This window comes from Microbacterium enclense, assembly GCF_001456955.1.
GTDB classification, from domain to species: domain Bacteria; phylum Actinomycetota; class Actinomycetes; order Actinomycetales; family Microbacteriaceae; genus Microbacterium; species Microbacterium enclense.
Genome location: NZ_KQ758468.1, coordinates 1 through 17364, shown reverse-complemented (window position 1 = coordinate 17364; position 17364 = coordinate 1). Strand labels below are relative to the sequence as shown.

General features: G+C 70.6%; 14 protein-coding genes, 1 tRNA gene and 1 rRNA gene. 2 read left to right on the top strand and 14 right to left on the bottom strand.

Annotation, left to right across the window (positions count from 1 at the left end; all coding sequences use genetic code 11):
- Positions 1-34 precede the first annotated feature (34 nt).
- The 10 genes from AS029_RS03480 to AS029_RS03435 all read right to left on the bottom strand — a co-directional run bounded on the left by AS029_RS03480 (position 35) and on the right by AS029_RS03435 (position 10067).
- Complete coding sequence (locus AS029_RS03480; RefSeq protein WP_058231226.1) at positions 35-604, bottom strand: LemA family protein; 570 nt, start codon at positions 602-604, stop codon at positions 35-37.
- 137 nt (positions 605-741) lie between these two features.
- A tRNA-Leu gene (locus AS029_RS03475) sits at positions 742-814 on the bottom strand.
- 287 nt (positions 815-1101) lie between these two features.
- Positions 1102-2496 (bottom strand): NAD(P)/FAD-dependent oxidoreductase, encoded by a 1395-nt coding sequence (locus tag AS029_RS03470; protein ID WP_058231628.1) that lies wholly within the window; start codon positions 2494-2496, stop codon positions 1102-1104.
- 8 nt (positions 2497-2504) lie between these two features.
- Positions 2505-3845: a S8 family serine peptidase gene (locus tag AS029_RS03465; protein ID WP_058231225.1), complete on the bottom strand. Its 1341-nt coding sequence runs from the start codon at positions 3843-3845 to the stop codon at positions 2505-2507.
- Entirely contained in the window at positions 3842-4360 is a 519-nt protein-coding gene (locus AS029_RS03460; RefSeq protein WP_058231224.1) for a DUF501 domain-containing protein, read from the bottom strand. Before AS029_RS03460 ends, AS029_RS03465 begins: the two co-directional genes overlap by 4 nt.
- A 111-nt stretch (positions 4361-4471) precedes the next feature.
- Complete coding sequence (locus AS029_RS17180) at positions 4472-5071, bottom strand: FtsB family cell division protein (protein ID WP_228375870.1); 600 nt, start codon at positions 5069-5071, stop codon at positions 4472-4474.
- A 168-nt stretch (positions 5072-5239) separates the two neighbouring features.
- Entirely contained in the window at positions 5240-6520 is a 1281-nt protein-coding gene (eno, locus tag AS029_RS03450) for a phosphopyruvate hydratase (protein WP_058231223.1), read from the bottom strand.
- Positions 6521-6708: 188 nt separating this feature from the next.
- Complete coding sequence (locus tag AS029_RS03445) at positions 6709-7386, bottom strand: O-methyltransferase (protein ID WP_058231222.1); 678 nt, start codon at positions 7384-7386, stop codon at positions 6709-6711.
- Positions 7387-7592: 206 nt separating this feature from the next.
- Positions 7593-8444: an SGNH/GDSL hydrolase family protein gene (locus tag AS029_RS03440; RefSeq protein ID WP_058231221.1), complete on the bottom strand. Its 852-nt coding sequence runs from the start codon at positions 8442-8444 to the stop codon at positions 7593-7595.
- A gap of 177 nt (positions 8445-8621) precedes the next feature.
- The gene (locus tag AS029_RS03435) at positions 8622-10067 is read right to left on the bottom strand and encodes an MFS transporter (RefSeq protein ID WP_058231220.1); all 1446 of its coding nucleotides are present in this window, start codon (positions 10065-10067) and stop codon (positions 8622-8624) included.
- Positions 10068-10193: 126 nt separating this feature from the next.
- Between AS029_RS03435 and AS029_RS03430 the strand changes: the two genes are divergently transcribed.
- Complete coding sequence (locus AS029_RS03430) at positions 10194-10937, top strand: helix-turn-helix transcriptional regulator (protein ID WP_228375869.1); 744 nt, start codon at positions 10194-10196, stop codon at positions 10935-10937.
- 162 nt (positions 10938-11099) lie between these two features.
- Here AS029_RS03430 and hisS read toward each other — a convergent pair whose 3' ends face one another.
- Both hisS and AS029_RS03420 read right to left on the bottom strand, forming a co-directional pair.
- Positions 11100-12350, bottom strand: a complete 1251-nt coding sequence (gene hisS, locus AS029_RS03425; RefSeq protein WP_058231626.1) for a histidine--tRNA ligase — start codon at positions 12348-12350, stop codon at positions 11100-11102.
- A 148-nt stretch (positions 12351-12498) separates the two neighbouring features.
- Positions 12499-13119 (bottom strand): nucleoside triphosphate pyrophosphohydrolase, encoded by a 621-nt coding sequence (locus AS029_RS03420; RefSeq protein WP_082642167.1) that lies wholly within the window; start codon positions 13117-13119, stop codon positions 12499-12501.
- Between the two features lie 483 nt (positions 13120-13602).
- On the opposite strand from AS029_RS03420, the gene AS029_RS03415 reads away from it, so the two are divergent.
- On the top strand, positions 13603-16275 hold the full coding sequence (locus tag AS029_RS03415) for a phosphoenolpyruvate carboxylase (RefSeq protein ID WP_058231218.1): 2673 nt from the start codon (positions 13603-13605) through the stop codon (positions 16273-16275).
- An 81-nt stretch (positions 16276-16356) separates the two neighbouring features.
- Here the strand turns inward: AS029_RS03415 and AS029_RS03410 are convergent, their stop codons facing one another.
- Both AS029_RS03410 and rrf read right to left on the bottom strand, forming a co-directional pair.
- Positions 16357-16956 carry a gamma carbonic anhydrase family protein gene (locus AS029_RS03410; protein WP_058231217.1) on the bottom strand — a complete coding sequence of 200 codons (600 nt, stop codon included), beginning with the start codon at positions 16954-16956 and terminating at the stop codon, positions 16357-16359.
- A gap of 174 nt (positions 16957-17130) precedes the next feature.
- A 5S ribosomal RNA gene (gene rrf, locus AS029_RS03405) occupies positions 17131-17247 on the bottom strand.
- Positions 17248-17364: the final 117 nt, after the last annotated feature.

The following is a 17364-nucleotide window of genomic DNA, read 5'->3' as shown; positions in this document are numbered from 1 at the left end:
ACGCCCCCTCTGCCGGAGCGGAGGGAGCGTTCGATCAGAACTGCACGCGGGGTGGCTCTGCGATCGCGGCGCCGTCGACGACCTCGAAGAACTCCCGTTCGTGGAAGCCGAGCTGGCGGGCGAAGAGGTTGTTGGGGAAGACCTTGATCTTCGTGTTCAGCTCTCGCACCCCGCCGTTGTAGAACCGGCGCGAGGCCTGGATCTTGTCTTCGGTGTCGACGATGGAGTGCTGGAGCTGCAGGAAGTTCTGACTCGCCTGAAGCTGCGGGTAAGCCTCGGCGACGGCGAACAGCGATTTCAGAGCCTGCTGCATGTGACCCTCGGCGACACCGGCCTCGGCGGGACTCTGGGCCGACAGGGTCTCGGCGCGGGCGCGCGTGACGTTCTCGAACACGGCCTTCTCGTGCGCCGCGTACCCCTTCACCGTCTCGATGAGGTTGGGGAGCAGGTCAGCGCGGCGTTTCAGCTGCACGGTGATGTCGCTCCAGGCCTCGTCGACGCGCACGTTCAGCGCGACCAGGGCGTTGTAGGTGGCCCACAGGTAGATGCCGGCGATCACCAGGATGCCGACGATCACAAGGACCGGTACGAGCCACTCCCACATAAGTCCCCACACTTCCGTTCGCGAGATTGCCCCTCAGTCTAACGACCGGGTCGAGCGGCGACCGGGTGGTGGTATGGACTCCCAGGGGATCCGGATCGAGCCGTCGATGGGAGCGCGGGACGATCGTGCGCGTGCTGTACCCCCGGTGGGACTCGAACCCACACTGAAGCGATTTTAAGTCGCCTGCCTCTGCCGTTGGGCTACGGGGGCCCGTTCCTCCACCGTATCGCGGGGTCACCCCGCCCGCCGTCCCGCGAAGGTTCGACTCGCGCCACCCCGGATGCCGCGACCCGACCCGTCCGCGCCCGCGAACGGTCGGGCGGATCGCGACGCCGACACGCCGGCCCGCAGCGCCGCGGCCCCGCGGGTGCGCTCCTAGTCTGCACGACGGCGCGCCGCCGCCGACGTCGCGCGATGATCCGCCGACTCCGACGCGGCATCCGCATACGCCGAGACCCCCGCGCCCGACACGGGCACGGGGGTCTCGAAACGGGGCGTTACTTCGCCGCGACGGGCTCGGCCTTCTTGTCGGCGGAAGCCGGGGCCGGCGCGTCGGCCGCGGGAGCGGCCGGACGCGGGCGTGCGGCGAACTCCTCGAACGCGGCGCGGGGCTGCTGCACCGCCTCGAGCGAGACGACCTCGCGGCCGTGCACGAAGTTCTGCATCCAGTCGCCGATCACGCGGAACTTGCGCTCCCACGTGGGCATGGCCAGACCGTGATAGCCGCGGTGCGCGAACCAGGCGATCAGGCCGGTCAGGGCGATGTTGCCCGACTGGAACGCACCGTTGTACAGACCGAGGCCGGCGACGGCACCGAGGTTCTTGTGGAAGTACTGCTTGGGCTCCTCGCCGCGCAGCACCGCCACGATGTTCTTGGCCATGAGCTTGCCCTGGCGCACGGCGTGCTGCGCGTTGGGAACGCAGAAACCGCCGACGCCGCCACCCGACAGGTCGGGAACGGCCGAGACGTCACCGGCGGCCCAGGCGCCCTCGACGATGTCTTCGTCGGTGCCCACGCGCAGGTCGGGGCGCGTGCGGATGCGGCCGCGCTCTTCGACGGGCAGGTCGCTGCCGCGGACGACCGTGGGGTTCGCCATGACGCCGGCGGTCCAGATGATCAGGTCGGTCGGCAGCTGCTCGCCGGTGGAGAGCTCCACGACGCCGTCGACGGCGCCCTTGACCTGCGTGTCGAGGTGCACGAACGCACCCTTCTTCGCCAGGTCGGCGAGCACCCACTCGCTCGTCTTCTGCGAGACCTCGGGCATGATGCGGCCCATCGCCTCGATGAGGTGGAAGTGCGTGTCGTCGAACGTCAGCGTCGGGTACTGCTTCAGCAGCGACGACGCGTAGGCGCGAAGCTCGGCGAAGACCTCGATGCCGGCGAACCCGCCGCCGACGACGACGACGGTCAGCAGGCGGTCGCGCTCGGGACCAGCCGGCAGCACCGACGCCTTGTCGAAGTTCGAGGTGAGACGGTCGCGGATGGCGACGGCCTCTTCGATGGTCTTGAGGCCGATGGCGTTGTCGGCGATCCCCGGGATCGGGAACGTGCGCGAGACGGCACCGGCTGTCACCACGATCTGGTCGTAGCTGTGCTCGAAGGTCTCATCGCCGGCGATCGGCGTGATCGTCGCCGTCTTGGTCGCGTGCGAGATGCCCGTGACCTTGCCCGCGATGACGGTCGTGCGCTTGAGGTGGCGACGCAGACCCACCACGACGTGGCGGGGCTCGATCTCGCCCGCGGCGACCTCGGGGAGGAACGGCTGGTACGTCATGTACGGCAGCGGGTCGACGAGCGTGACGTCAGCCTCGTTACGGCCGAGGAGCTTCTCGAGCTTCCACGCGGTGTAGAAACCTGCGTAGCCCCCACCGACGATGAGGATTCTGGGCACGGTAGTGGTCACGATGGGAGGGACTCCTCGTTAGTGATGCGGCTCGGCTCGCGGGAGGTGCGCGCCTGTCGGGATCGCCGGGCAGCAGCACTGACGCCGAGCGCAATCATTATAGCGGCCAGCGTGGCAGCACCGAGCGGCAACGACCCGTAGAGCACGCTATCGCGCGACGGCAGAAGAGGCGAACTCGCCTGGGGCGCCGACTCCACCGGCGGGAGGGGCGGGATGGTCACCGGCGCCGCGCTCGGCTCGGGTGCGGGCTCGGCGTCCGCCCGGCGGTAGAGGCGGATCCACTCCGTGAGACTGCCCAGGGGGTTCTCGCTGACCGCGGCGACCGCGCTCGACGACACGGCACCCGCGGCATCCACCAGTCCGTAGCCGTACAGCTTGTCGGGCGTGGTCGACGCGCCGGCTGCGGGCTTCGCCGTCTGGATAAGACGGTTCAGCACGTTGTTCGCGTCCAACCCGGGGTGGGCTGCGCGCACCAGGGCCGCGATCCCGGCCACGATGGGGGCCGCACCGCTGGTTCCGTTCCACTGCACGAGGGCGCCGTCGGCCGAGACGCCGATGAGCCGCTCGCTGGGTGCGGACAGGCCGATGGTGATGCCCTGCGTCGAGGCGCTGTTGCTCGCCGTACCGCTCGGATCGACACCACCCACCGCCAGGACGCCGGGGATGGTGGCGGGAGCGCCGACGCGATCGGTGCCGCTGCCGCGGTTGCCGGCGGCCACCACCACGACGACGTTCTTGTCGAAGGCGTACTCGAATGCCTCGTCCCAGCTGCGATCCCAGTCGAGCGTGTTGGTCGTGAGCGAGAGGTTGATGACGGTCGCACCGTTGTCGACGGCCCACTTCATGGCCTCGGCGATCTGCTCGGTGAACGGCTTCGACGTCGTGGCGCCGAAGCCGACGGAGATCGACAGCAACTCCGCCTCGGGTGCGACGCCGATCATGCCGCGACCGTTGCCGGTGCCGCGCGCGGCGGCGAGCGAGGCGACCCAGCTGCCGTGGTTGGCATCCACCGCCCCGACGGGAGTCCGTCCGTCGGACGAACCGACGCCCGAGACGTCAATGCCGCCGACCACGGCCCCGCTGAACTCGGCGGGTCCCCGGCCGATCCCGGTGTCGATGATGGCGATCTTCTGTCCGGCTCCGCGCGTGGTCTTCCACGCCTCCCGCACACCGTACTGATCGAGCCAGTACTCTGCGGCGCGCACCGAGTCGGTCGGGTCCTCGGCCACGGGACCGGCCGGGGCCTGCGGAGGCGCCGACGCGCCGGGTGCCGCCGTCGCACCCGTCAGCACCGCCACGAGGATGACGGATGCCACGGCGGCGACGACGCGTTTCATCCGCTCGTCCCGGGGCTCTCGCACTGGCAGCGTTCAGGCGACCAGGTGCCGCGCTCGAGCGCACGGTCACCGATCGGGTTGACGCCGGGACCGGCGGCGAGCGCGTGTCCGGCGAGCGCGTGCAGGCACTTCACGCGGGTGGGCATGCCGCCGGCGGAGATGCCCGCGATCTCGTCGGGCTCGCCGTACGCGGCGCGGTCGCGCAGGTACGCCTCGTGCGCCGAGGCGTACTGCTGCCGCAGTTCGTCGCTTTCGGCGAGCTCGTCCGAGAACTCCTTCATGACGTGGCCCGCCTCGAGCACCGACATGGCCGCGGTCGCGGCGGGGTGGGTGAGGTAGTAGAAGGTGGGGAACGGACTGCCGTCGTCGAGACGGGGCGAGGTCGCCACCACCGTCGGGTTGCCGCACACGCATCGCGCGGCGATGCCCACGACTCCACGCGGCACGCGGCCGAGCTGCGCCTGCAGAACGGCGAGGTCGGCGTCGGATGCGGGGGGAAGCGTTGCGGTAGTCATCGCTTTCAGGGTACCCGGCCGCCCTCGTCGTTCGCCGAGGGGGTGGCGGAGCCGGCACGAGAGGCGGACACTGTGGTCCCGATGCTCGCTCCCCAGGCGAGGGACCCGCGCTCAGCCCGCCGGGGTCTCGGGCGCCGGCGTCGGATCGGGCACCCCGATCGTGGGCACCGCGACCTGCGCGGCGCCGGAGGCGGCCACCGAGCGGACGAGCTGCGCCATCCAGTCGGTGCGCGTCTGACCGACGTCCTCGCTGACGTCGTCCTGTTCCTGCGGCGTGGCCGAGGCGGGCAGGTCGTTGTCGATGAGGTAGACGACCTCGCCGGGGAACGTGTAGCCGAGCCGCTCTCGAGCCTGCGTGCGGATGTACGCCGGGTCGGACCAGCGATCGCGCTGCATCTGCAGGTCTTCCACCTCGGACTGGCTCACCTTGACCGCGCTCTGCAGCGCCTTGATCTGCTGACGCTGATCCATGTAGGTGCCGACCGTCGGGACGAGCACGAAGGTGCCCAGCACGACGAGCCCGAGCATGATGACCACGAAACCCGAGACGCGCACGCGGGCCAGCCAGTCGCGCACGTCCACACGACGCTCGGTCACGGTTCGGCGCGGCGCGCGAGCGGACCGCGCGGAGGAGGCGCGCTTGCCCTTCTGCGACGAGACGGGTGTTCCGGATGCCACGGGCCGACGGGGAGGCAGAGTCGGTCGTTCCACGCCTGCTCCCTTCGATCCGTGCACGGGTGTGCCGGCCGCACGCGAGTCTACGTCGCGTCGTCGGACGGTTCCGGGGACGCGCCGGGTCGGTGGCATCCGCTCAGGCGACACTCTGGAGACGACGAAGGAGGGGGAGCCTGCCGGCTCCCCCTCCCCCAGGTCGAACGATCAGCCCTTGAAACGGGGGAACGCCGAACGGCCCGCGAAGACCGCGGCGTCGCCCAGGTCTTCCTCGATGCGGAGCAGCTGGTTGTACTTCGCGACGCGCTCGCTGCGCGCCGGGGCACCGGTCTTGATCTGGCCGGCGTTCACGGCGACGGCGAGGTCGGCGATCGTGGTGTCCTCGGTCTCACCCGAACGGTGCGACAGCATCGAGGTGTAGCCCGAGCGCGTGGCCAGCGCGATGGCATCCAGCGTCTCGGACAGCGTGCCGATCTGGTTGACCTTCACGAGCAGCGAGTTGGCGACACCGAGGTCGATACCCTGCTGCAGGCGCTTGGGGTTGGTGACGAACAGGTCGTCGCCCACGAGCTGGACCTTCGAGCCGATGGCGTCGGTCAGCTTCTTCCAGCCGTCCCAGTCGTCTTCGGCGAGCGCGTCTTCGATGGTGACGATCGGGAAATTCGCGACGAGGTCGGCGAAGTAGTCGACGAGCGTGTCGACGCTCCACTCCTTGCCCTCGACCGTGTAGACGCCGTCCTTGTAGAACTCGGTGGCGGCGACGTCGAGGCCGACGGCGATCTCCTTGCCGGGGGTGAAGCCGGCCTTCTCGATCGCGCGGATGAGGAAGTCGAGGCCCTCGCGGTTGCTGGGCAGGTCGGGGGCGAAGCCACCCTCGTCGCCGAGACCGGTGTTGTAGCCCGCGGACTTCAGCTCGCCCTTGAGGACGTGGTAGACCTCGGTGCCCCAGCGCAGCGACTCGCCGTAGGTGTCGGCGCCGATGGGCGCGAGGAAGAACTCCTGGAAGTCGATGCCGTTGTCGGCGTGCTCGCCACCGTTGATGACGTTGAACAGCGGGACGGGCAGGAGGTGGGCGTTGGGGCCGCCCAGGTAACGGAACAGCGGCAGGTCGGCGCTGTCGGCGGCGGCCTTGGCGACCGCGAGCGAGACGCCGAGGATGGCGTTGGCGCCGGTGCGCGACTTGTTCTCGGTGCCGTCGGTCTCGATGAGGATCTCGTCGATGATGCGCTGCTCGCTGGCCTCGACGCCCTCGATCGCGGGGCCGAGCTCGTCGACGACCGCGGCGACGGCCTTGAGGACGCCCTTGCCGCTGTAACGGCTCTTGTCGCCGTCACGCAGTTCGTAAGCCTCGAACGCGCCGGTGGACGCGCCGGAGGGGACGGCCGCACGCTGGACGATTCCGTCGTCGAGGAGCACCTCCACCTCGACGGTCGGGTTACCGCGCGAATCCAGGATCTCGCGCGCGTTGACAGCCTCGATAAGTGCCACGAAGGACTCCTCGTTGGTTCTGGGGAAAGAGGGTGGAGCGTCGTCGGTCCGTCGTCGAGTCTAGTGATGTCGCCCGGCGGGCGTGGGGTCGGGTCGGGTGCGAAGCGGCGGAGCCCGTCGAAGCCACCGGTGCGCGGGTTCCGGTCCCTTCGACGAGCTCAGGGACCTCCTCAGGCCCAGGGACGTGCTCAGGCTCCGGGTCCTGCCACGGCATCCACGACGATCGCCACCGCGACGCCGTCCCACCCCTTGCGATCGAGGGTCTGCAGAGCGGTCGCGTCGAAGCGGGGGTCGGCGCCGAGCATCTCGACGCCCCGCCGAGCGCCCCGCACCTTCGTGTCGGCCGTGGCGGCGTCGGCGACCTCGCCCCCGCGCACGACGTTGTCGAGCACGACGACGGTGCCGGGGCGGCCCAGGCGCGCGGCCCAGTCGAGATAGATGGTGTTCGACTCCTTGTCGGCGTCGATGAAGACGAGGTCGAAAGGCTCCTCGCTCGCAAGGGTCGGCAGCACGTCGGCACCGCGGCCGACGCGGACCTCGACGCGATCCGACACCCCGGCACGCGCCAGGTTGGAACGGGCGAGGTCCGCGTTGACGGCCTCCGCCTCGATCGTCACGACCCGGCCGCCGTCGCCGACGGCCCGGGCGAACCAGATGGTCGAGTATCCGCCGAGGGTTCCGATCTCGAGCACCCGGCGGGCCCCGGCGATGCGCGTCAGCAGGTGGAGGAACTTCGCGTTGACCGGTGCGACTTCGATCGCCGGGAGGCCGGCGTCGTGCTGCGCCCGCAGCGTGGCATCCAGGATCGGGTCGTCGCCGACCAGGGTGGTGGTGAGGAAGACGTCGACGTCGTCGTGGGTGGGCACGGTTCCAGCCTGTCGGCGTGCGGGCCGGGGGTCAACGCTCCCCGCGCAGGTGGGCGCGGGTCATCTCCGCGTAGTCCTCGTCGGACAGGTCGTGTTCCATGACTCGAGTCTGGCGTGGGGCGGGATTGCGGGGCGTGCCGAACTCCGGACTTTTTGACCTTGCGAGCTGCACCGGCCGCGGAAACAGCCCGGGCAACGGGAGAAATTCAGGAGTTCGGGACGCCGTCAGCCCGTCTCACCCGTTCAGGGACTGGATCGACGGGTGGCCGGGAGGTCTCCAGCGCGGCGAGCACCGCGGGCAGCAGGGCCTCGGCCGTCCGTCGGTAGCCGAGCGCGCTCGGATGGAAGCGGTCGACGCTGAACATCTCGTCGGGGCGCTCGGCGAAGACGGGCCCCACCGCGCGGGCGAGTGCGACGACGCGGCCCCCGGCCCGGTGGACCGCCACCGCCTGCGCGGACGCGAGTTGGCGTGACGACCGGGCAGCCAGCGCGCGCAGCGGTTGCGGGATCGCGCGCAGGGTGCCGAGATCGGGACACGTGCCGACCACCACCGGCACTCCCCCGTCGCGCAGCGCGAGCACGACCCGTTCGAGCTGCTCCGCCGATCGGGATGCCGGGACCCGGTGCGTCACGTCATTGCCGCCGACGACGATCACCGCGGCGTCGGCACGGTAGCCGTCGGGGAGGGCGGCGAGTTGAGCGGCGAGCGCCGAGGTCTCCGACCCCACCACCGCCGCGGTGCGAAGCCGAACGGGGCGTCGTTCGCTCCGCGAGATCCCTTTCGCCAGCCGGGCGCCGAGGGTGTCGCGACGGTGCCCCGCCCCGAGCCCCGCGGCGATGGAGTCGCCCAGAAGCAGCAGATCGATCGGCTCGCCGGGGTGCTTCTTGCCGCGCCAGACGCGGTCGGCATCCAGCGCCTGCTCTCCCAGCGGCTTGCCGATGCGGCGGCGCGCGAGGGCGGCCTGGCGGGCGATGAGGGTGCGCACCCCCATCGCGCCGGCGCCGAGCAGGGCGACGGCCGAGGCGGCGGCCAGGGTCACCGGACGACGCGTGCGCATGCTCCGATGACACCGGCAGGTGATGAACGCCGGGTGGACGCCCGGTGACGGTCCGCGGACGTGGGGCTCCCGGCATCCCGTGAGTTGCGCGATCCTTTCGCCGGCGCGCCATGAGGCACGTCGCCGATCGGCCGAGTCCCGAAAACCCACGTGGGACCGACTCGCGCCCGCCCCCGTTCACGCAGTGCGGCGGCGTCCCCGCGCCCGCAGCACGAGTGCGACGACGAGTACCGCGGCGGCGAGGCCGATGTCGAGCACGAGGCCGGCCACGAGCTCGTCGCGCCCGGAGACACCGGTGAAGGTCACCACGCCGCCGATCACGATCACGCCGAACGACAGCGCGAGCTGCTGGGCGGTGCTGAAGATCCCGCCCGACAGGCCCGCGGCCTCGACGGGTACCTCGCGCACGACCAGCTGCGTCAGCGGCGAGAAGATCAGCGCCTGCCCGGCGCCCAGCAGCACGAGAGCGGGCTGGAGCCAGAGTCCGATGTTCGCGCCCCACGCGAAGGTGAGGGTGCCGGCCATCGCCACCAGGGCGAGGATCTGCAGCGTGACGCCGACCACGAGGGTGGAGTCCCCGAGACGGCTTTGTATTCGCGCGACGGCGAGCGACACCCCCGCGAAGACGACGGCGAAGGGCAGGAGCGCCATCCCGGCCTCGAGCGACGACAGTCCGCCGGCCTCGACGGCGCGCGGGAAGACGTACAGCAGGGCGGAGTAACCCGCGAAGAACAGCCCGGCCGCGACGACACCCAGTTGCAGGGGGCGCAGACGCAGAATGCTCGGGGGCAGCAGCGGTACGCGCCCAGAGCGCTCCACGGCGTCCTGGTGCTTCCACATCGCGACGAGGGCGACGGCCGCGATCGCGAGCGCCAGCGCGACCGGCCACGACCAGTCCCACACCGGACCGAAGGTCAGAGCGACGGACGCCGCGAGGATGCCGATCCCCAGCGCGCCGGTTCCCACGAGGTCGATCGCGACCACCTCGTGCGCGCGCGAGCGGGGGGCCAGCGGGGCGAGCACGATCGCGGCGAGGGCCGTCAGCGCCACGACGACGAACACCGCGCGCCACCCGTCGACCGAGCCGAACGTCATGGATGCGAGGGCACCGCCCGCGACCTGGCCGACGGCGGCTCCGATGCCGCCGCTCGCCCCGAAGGCCGAGATCGCGCGGGTGCGCGCCGCTCCCTGCGACGTCGCCTGGATGGTTCCGAGCACCTGGGGTGTGCACAGCGCCGCGCCGACGCCTTGGACGATGCGGGCGGCGACGAGCGTCTCGATCGACGGTGCGAGCGCACACGCGATCGCCGATACGAGGAACAGCCCCATACCGAGCGTGTAGAGCCGGTGGCGCCCGAAGCGATCGCCGAGTCGACCGCCCAGGATGAGCAAGACAGCGAACGGGACGCCGTAGCCCGCAATCACGAGTTCGAGCGCGACGTCGCCGGCGCCGAACCGCTCGCGCAACGTCGGCAAGATGACCGTCACCGCATTGAAGGCGAAGGTTCCGACGCCCGGCCCGATGAGGAATCCGACGTAGCGCCACGTGGGAACCTCGGTACTGGCGCCGGGGCGGATCGGCACGGGGGCGCTGCCCGTCTCGGGCTGTGCGGTGGTCGTCATGGTGCCAGCATGGAGAACGCGGCATCCTGGTACCAGGAGCCCCGTCATCCTGGTACTACAGCCACTCCCCTGCGGCCGAAGCGGTGTCGGAGCGTGGTCCTATGATCGCCGGAGAGGAGGGATGCCATGAGCCGATCCGACGAGGTCAGGGCCGAGTTCGCCGGCTTCCTGCGCAGCCGCCGCGCGCGGCTCCGACCCGCCGACGTCGGGCTGCCCGATGGTGCGCGCCGCCGCGTCGCCGGCCTCCGCCGCGAAGAGGTCGCTCAGCTCGCCGGAGTCGGACTCACCTGGTACACCTGGCTGGAGCAGGGGCGCCCGATCGCGGCATCCGCGCAGGTGATCGCGGCGATCGCCCGAGCGCTGCGCCTGAGCGACGACGAGCGCGACCACCTCTTCGCCCTCGCCGACCTTCCCCTTCCCGACCGCGAGGCACGCCTGTGCGTCGGGCAGAACCACCTCGATCTGCTCGAAAAGCTCCTGCCCTACCCCGCGGCGGTGCAGACCTCGCGCTTCGACATCCGGGCGTACAACCGCGCTTACCGGTATCTGTTCGACGATCTCGACGACATGCCGGACGAGCGCCGCAACTGCGCCGTCCTCCTCTTCACCGACACCACCTGGCAGCGGGCACACATCGACCTCGACCACGCTCAGCGCCGCATCGCCGCGCGTCTGCGCTCCGCGTACGGCCGCCACCACGAGGAGCCGTCGTGGCAGCGCTTCATCGGGGAGCTCGAAGAGATGTCGCCGCGCTTCTCGGAGCTGTGGCGCCTGGGCGACGTCGGCGGCGAGCGCAACGCCAGCAAGCATCTCGTTCATGCGCGCGTCGGCGAGCTGAACCTCGAGATGTCGAGCCTGTGGATCGACTAGGGGCTCGGCTCGCGCATCGTGTGGTTCTCGCCCCGCGACGCCGCGACCGCGGCGCGCCTGGAACGCCTCGCGGCGGAGAAGCCCGAGGAGGCGCTGATCAGCGCGGTCGCGTAGCGCGGAGCCGATGCGCTCGCAGCTGCGCGCGGCGAGGCCGCGGGTCGCTCAGCTCAGCGGCTTGAGCTCGAGCGACTCCACGGTGGTGTCGGTGCCGACCGCCGCGAACGAGGTGTACCCGTCGGCTGCGGACCGCTCGAGCAGCGCCTTCATGTTCTTGGGTCGCTGCTCGATACGCACCCGCGCGCCGTCGGCGACGAGCTCCGCCTTCAGGCGCAGCAGCTGCGCGAGCGGCACATCGCGGTCGTTCACGAGCACGACGGCGCGCTCGGCCGTGTCAGCGGCGTCCTGCAGCAGGTCGACAAGGCGCTCGAAGCCGATGGAGAACCCGACCGCGGGCACCTGCTGGCCGAGGAAGCGCCCGATCATGCCGTCGTAGCGTCCGCCCCCACCGAGCGAATAGTCCACACTCGGGTGGGCGAGCTCGAAGATCGTGCCCGTGTAGTAGCCCATACCGCGCACGAGGAACGGGTCGAAGACGAGCGGCGCGCCGGCGCCGCGCGCCGCGGCCACCGTCTCACCGAGGGCGACGAGGTGGGCGATGACCTCGTCCGGGATGCCGGCGGGCAGCGCGGCACGGATGCCGGCGTCGTCGAACGACGGCGTCCGCGTCGGCTGGTCGAGGTAGGCGGCGAAAGCGTCGACGGCCCCGCCGGTCGCTCCGCGGTCGCGCAGCTCGGCGACCACGCCCGAGGGGCCGATCTTGTCGAGCTTGTCGATCGTGATGAGCACGCCCGGGCGCTCGTCGGGCGCGAAACCGAACACGTCGAGCATCGCGTCGAGCACCCGCCGGTCGTTGATGCGGATCGAGCCGCCCTCGAGCCCCAGAGCGTCGAGGACGTCGAGGCTCGCGATCATCAGCTCGGCCTCGGCACGCGCGGACGCGTCACCGATGATGTCGATGTCGCACTGCACGAACTGGCGGTATCGGCCCTTCTGCGGACGCTCGGCACGCCAGACCGGAGCGATCTGGATGGAGCGGAACACCGTCGGCAGCTGCCCACGGTTCGTGGCGTAGAACCGGGCCAGCGGGACCGTGAGGTCGTATCGCAGGCCGAGATCGGCCAGCGCTGCTACGGGGTCGTCGGCCGCGGCGCGGATGGCCTCGGCATCCATTCCCCGCTTGAGGATGCTGAACGACAGCTTCTCGTTGTCGCCGCCGATGCCCGCGTGCAGGCGGTCGTAGTCCTCCATGACGGGGGTCTCGATCTCGTCGAAGCCGTGGGCGCGGTAACGCTCGCGGATGACGGCGAGCACACGCTCGCGACGGGCCTTGTCAGCGGGGAGGAAGTCGCGCATGCCGCGCGGCGGGTTCACGGATGCCACGGACCCATTGTTCCAGGGTCGGGCGGGTGGTTCTGTGCGGGGTGCGGCCGTCGAGATCACCCGTGTCGGCCGAGACGATGTCCTCCGCGCCGCCGTCCCGAGTCATTTCGGAAATCGCGCATCATCTCGGCGCGGGACGGACGCTGCTCGCCTCCGCCGCGCGAACCTCGGTACGCAGGGCGCGCAGGCGCTCGCGCAGGGCACGCTCTGCGTCCCAGCCGCGGGTGCGAGCCAGCTGCACGAGCGTGAGCAGAGCGTCACCGAGCTCGGCCTCGGTCGCCGGGTCGGCCAGTCGGTGCGCCGGGGCCGGCACGTCGACCTGCGCGGCCTTGCCGACGAGCTTCTGGGCCAGCGCGAGAGCCGGCATGTGGTCGCTGACCCCGTCGAGCACGCTCGTCCGCTCACGCTTCTCGGCGGCCTTCGCCGCGTTCCAGTGAACGAGGACTTCCTCGGGAGTGGATGCCACGGCATCCCCGAACACGTGCGGATGCCGGCGAACCATCTTCTCGGTGAGCCCGCGCGCGACGTCGTCGATGTCGAACGGATCGTCGGGGTCGCCGGCGGCGATCTCGGCGTGGAAAAGGACCTGCCAGAGCAGGTCGCCCAGTTCCTCGCGCAGGTCGGCCCGCGTGCCGTCCTCCACGGCGTCGATGACCTCGGCGCTCTCCTCGACGAGGTAGGGCACGAGGTCACGGTGGACGATCGTCCGCGTCCACGCGCAGCGCTCGCGCACCACGCGCATCGTCTCGGCGGCCTCTCGCAGCGCGTCCTCGCTCACGGCGTCTCCCTCCGCAGGCCGTCACCCCGGCATCCGCCGGGCCCGCCGGCACCACTGACCCGAGTATCCTCCGTGCGACGCCACACCGGCACGCACCGCACCCCGCGTGCCGCACGTCCGCCCGCCGCACGTGCGCTCGCCACACCTCCGCACGCCACCGTCCGCTCGCGGCACGTCCACCCGCCGCGGCCCGCCCGGTGTCCGGGTCGCGCCCGCGACGCGACGTCCCCGCTGTCCCGCCCCGTGGGTCACCCGCGTACCCCGTACCGGTCTCCGGAGTTTTCGCCGCATCTCGGGCCGGCATCCCGGGTTTCTCGCGACACCCCCGCCCGCGGCCGGAGAAACTCCGGAGTTCGGCACGCCATCCGGGGCTCGGCGCAGCGACGAATCGTCCCACCCCCGTTACACGTGAATTCGGAGCCCCGCGACGCCGATAATCTTGGCCGTGTGCGTGAACTGACCCCGACCGAGGCCATCGACCTCGTGGGCCGCTTCGAAGCCGGCCAGGAGCTCCCCGAACAGATGCGTGCCGATGTGCGCCTGCTCGGGTCGCTGCTGGGACGCGTGCTTCGAGAGAGCGGCTCCCCCGGACTGTACGACGACGTCGAGCGTCTTCGCTCTGCGACGATCCAGGCCTATACCGACGAGACATCCGAGGCGTTCGAGCGCGCGGCTGCCATCGCCGACGGCTTCTCGATCGAACGCGCCGACGAGGTGGCGCGCGCTTTCACGGCGTACTTCCACCTGGTCAACCTCGTCGAGGAGCACCAGCGCGTCCGCGTGCTGCGCGAGCGCGGCGATCGTCCCTCCCGCAACGGGATCCCCGACACCATCGCCAGCGCGTTCGAGCGTCTGTCGAGCGAGGTCGGCGAAGAGACGGCGCTCGCCCGCCTGCAGGCCCTGCGCTTCCATCCCGTCTTCACCGCTCACCCGACCGAGGCCCGTCGTCGCGCGATCTCCACGAGCATCCGGCGACTGTCGGAACTCCTCGGCGAGCGGGATGCCGCGGGCGAGAACGCAGCCGAGACGCGCCGCACCGAGCGCCGCATGCTCGAAGAGATCGACACGCTCTGGCGCACCGCTCCCCTCCGCCGCGAGAAGCCGTCGCCCGTCGACGAGGTTCGATCGGTCATGGCCGTCTTCGACGAGACGCTGTACACGGCGGTCCCACAGGTCTACCGCCGCATCGACGACGTCCTCCAGGGCGAGAACGCGGGCTCTCGCGCTCCGATCGTGAAGCCGTTCGTGCGCGTCGGCTCGTGGGTGGGCGGTGACCGCGACGGCAACCCGTTCGTCACGGCATCCGTCACGCGCAAGGCCGCCGCCATCGCGAGCGAGCACGTGCTGCTCGGCCTCGAGCGCACGGCGCTGCGTGTCGGACGCGGTCTGACCCTGGATGCCGGGACCACCCCGCCCAGCGACGCCCTCGTCTCACTGTGGCACCGCCTGCGCGCGGCCGACGAAGACGCGGCGGCCGAGATCGCCGAGCGCTCCCCCGAGGAGCCGCACCGCCGCATCCTGCTGCTGCTGGCGCGCAAGATCGCCGCCACCCGCACGCGCAACGCCGACCTGGCGTACCGCGACCCCGAGCACCTCCTCGCCGACCTGCGCACGGTGCAGGACTCGCTGGTCGCGGCCGGCGCCGCCCGGCAGGCGTACGGCGCCCTGCAGCGGCTGGTGTGGCAGGTCGAGACGTACGGCTTCCACCTCACCGAGCTCGAGGTGCGACAGCACTCGGCCGTGCATCGCAAGGTGCTCGACGAGCTGCGCGCCGGCCATGCCCGCAGCGAGCAGACCGACGAGGTGCTGGAGGTCTTCCGCTCCATCGCTTACGTGCAGGAGCGCTTCGGTCCCCGCGCCGCCGGCCGCTACATCGTGTCGTTCACGCAGTCCGCCGACGATCTGGCGAACGTGCACGAGTTGGCCTCGTACGCGATGGGTCCCGGCGAGAGACTTCCCGTGCTCGACGTCATTCCGCTGTTCGAGACGTTCGCAGACCTCCAGGCCGCCCCCGGCATCCTCGCCGAGATCGTGACGCACCCCGCCTTCGTCAGCCGGATGGATGCCACCGGCCGCCGCCTCGAAGTGATGCTCGGCTACTCCGACTCGTCGAAGGACGTCGGACCGGTCGCCGCCAACCTCGCCCTGTACGAGGCGCAGGCGAAGATCTCGACGTGGGCCGAGACCGAGGGCATCGAGCTGACCCTCTTCCACGGTCGCGGCGGCGCGCTCGGCCGCGGCGGTGGCCCGGCCAACTCCGCGATTCTCGCTCAGCCCCCGCACTCCGTGGACGGACGCTTCAAGCTCACCGAGCAGGGCGAGGTCATCTTCGCCCGCTACGGTGACGCCGACATCGCGATGCGGCACATCGACCAGGTGGCGGCGGCCGTCCTCACGGCATCCTCCCCCTCCATCGAACGCCGCAACCGTGGTGCCGCCGACGCCTTCGCCGACGTCGCCGAGACGATGGACGTCGCCTCGCGCGAGCGCTTCTTCGCCCTGGTCAAGGCGCCCGGGTTCGCTCCCTGGTTCGCCACGGTCACGCCGATGGAAGAACTGGGGCACCTCGCCCTCGGCTCGCGCCCGGCACGCCGCGGTCTGTCGGTCGAGTCCCTCGAGGATCTGCGCGCGATCCCGTGGGTGTTCTCGTGGACGCAGGCCCGCATCAACCTCGCCGGCTGGTTCGGTCTCGGTACCGCTCTGGATGCCGTCGGTGACGAACAGCGCCTTCGCGAGGCGTACGAGCAGTGGCCGCTCTTCCGCACCATGATCGACAACGTCGCGATGAGCCTGGCCAAGGCCGACGAGCGCATCGCGCGCCGCTATCTCGCGCTCGGCGACCGGCAGGACCTCGCCGAACTGGTGATGGACGAGATGCTCCTCACCCGCTCCTGGGTGGAGCGCATCACGGAAGGCGATCTGCTGGGCAACAAGCCCGTGCTGCAGCGGGCCGTGAAGATGCGCAGCCCGTACGTCGACGCGCTCTCGCTGCTGCAGCTGCGGGCGCTTCGCGCCCTGCGCGACGCCGCGACCGAGTCGGAGACTCCGGATGCCGAGCACCAGCGCCTCCTGCTGCTGTCGGTCAGCGGAGTCGCAGCGGGTCTGCAGAACACCGGTTGATCGACGCCCTCGAGCGCGACGCGTCGGCACCCCTCGGGTGGCCGGCGCGTCGTGCTTCCGGCGAGGGATTTGCGCCGGCCGTCAGTCGAGTCGGCGATCTTCCGAATGGCGTGACAGACTGCGTCCGTAGCGTTCCGTGAGTTGCACCATGAGATCAGGAGTGTCCCGGTCGAGCCCGAAGACGTAGCCCGGGAAGTCGAGTTCCTTCTGCGCCGCCCAGATCTCTTCGTGGCTGTCGGGGGGAAGGATCTGCAGGGGGTCTCCCACGGCAACCCAGGAGATCGGAACGACGGTTCCTGCCGGAAGGACCGTCCGCAGGTGCACGACAGCGTTGATCCGCACTTCGCAGCGGTCCCCCACTTCGGCCCCGTTGAAGATCCGCGTGCCGGTTGCGAGGAAGACCTCTTCACCGATGTCAGCCCCGGCCACGCTCGCCATCGGACCGATCAACGTGTGAGAGCCGACGTGCACCGCGTTGGTCGAGCTCGCCCGCACGAGGGCGTGCTCCATCACGATCGTGTTCGGTCCCACGACGATCGGGCTCCCTTCCGCCGTCAAGACGGCCCCGTGCAGCACCTGGCAGCCCGCGCCGATGCTGACGTCGCCGCTGATGACGGCGGTGGGGGCGATCACCGCGTCGGGGTGGATGCGGGGCTCTTGCCCGAGGTGACCGAATCGCATGACAGCGCCCTTCCCGTTGGTGCCGTCAGCGTATCGCCGCCGCTCATCCAGGGGCGAGGGGGAGGTGCCTCCGTATGCGAAACAACGTCGCGGCACGGGCGTCACATACCCGGCGATTGTGTCCGTAAATGCGAAATGGCCACCCAGCGTTGGGTGGCCATTTCGTTAAAGGAAGTCCGGCGGTGTCCTACTCTCCCACAGGGTCCCCCCTGCAGTACCATCGGCGCTGAGAGGCTTAGCTTCCGGGTTCGGAATGTGACCGGGCGTTTCCCTCTCGCTATGGCCGCCGAAACACTATTGATGTGTTCGTAAACCAACAACGATTGTTTCATTGTTGTTGTTCTCGACCGTACATCGAGAACCACTCAGTGGACGCAAGCACCAAAAACAGGTGTGTTATCAAGTCAT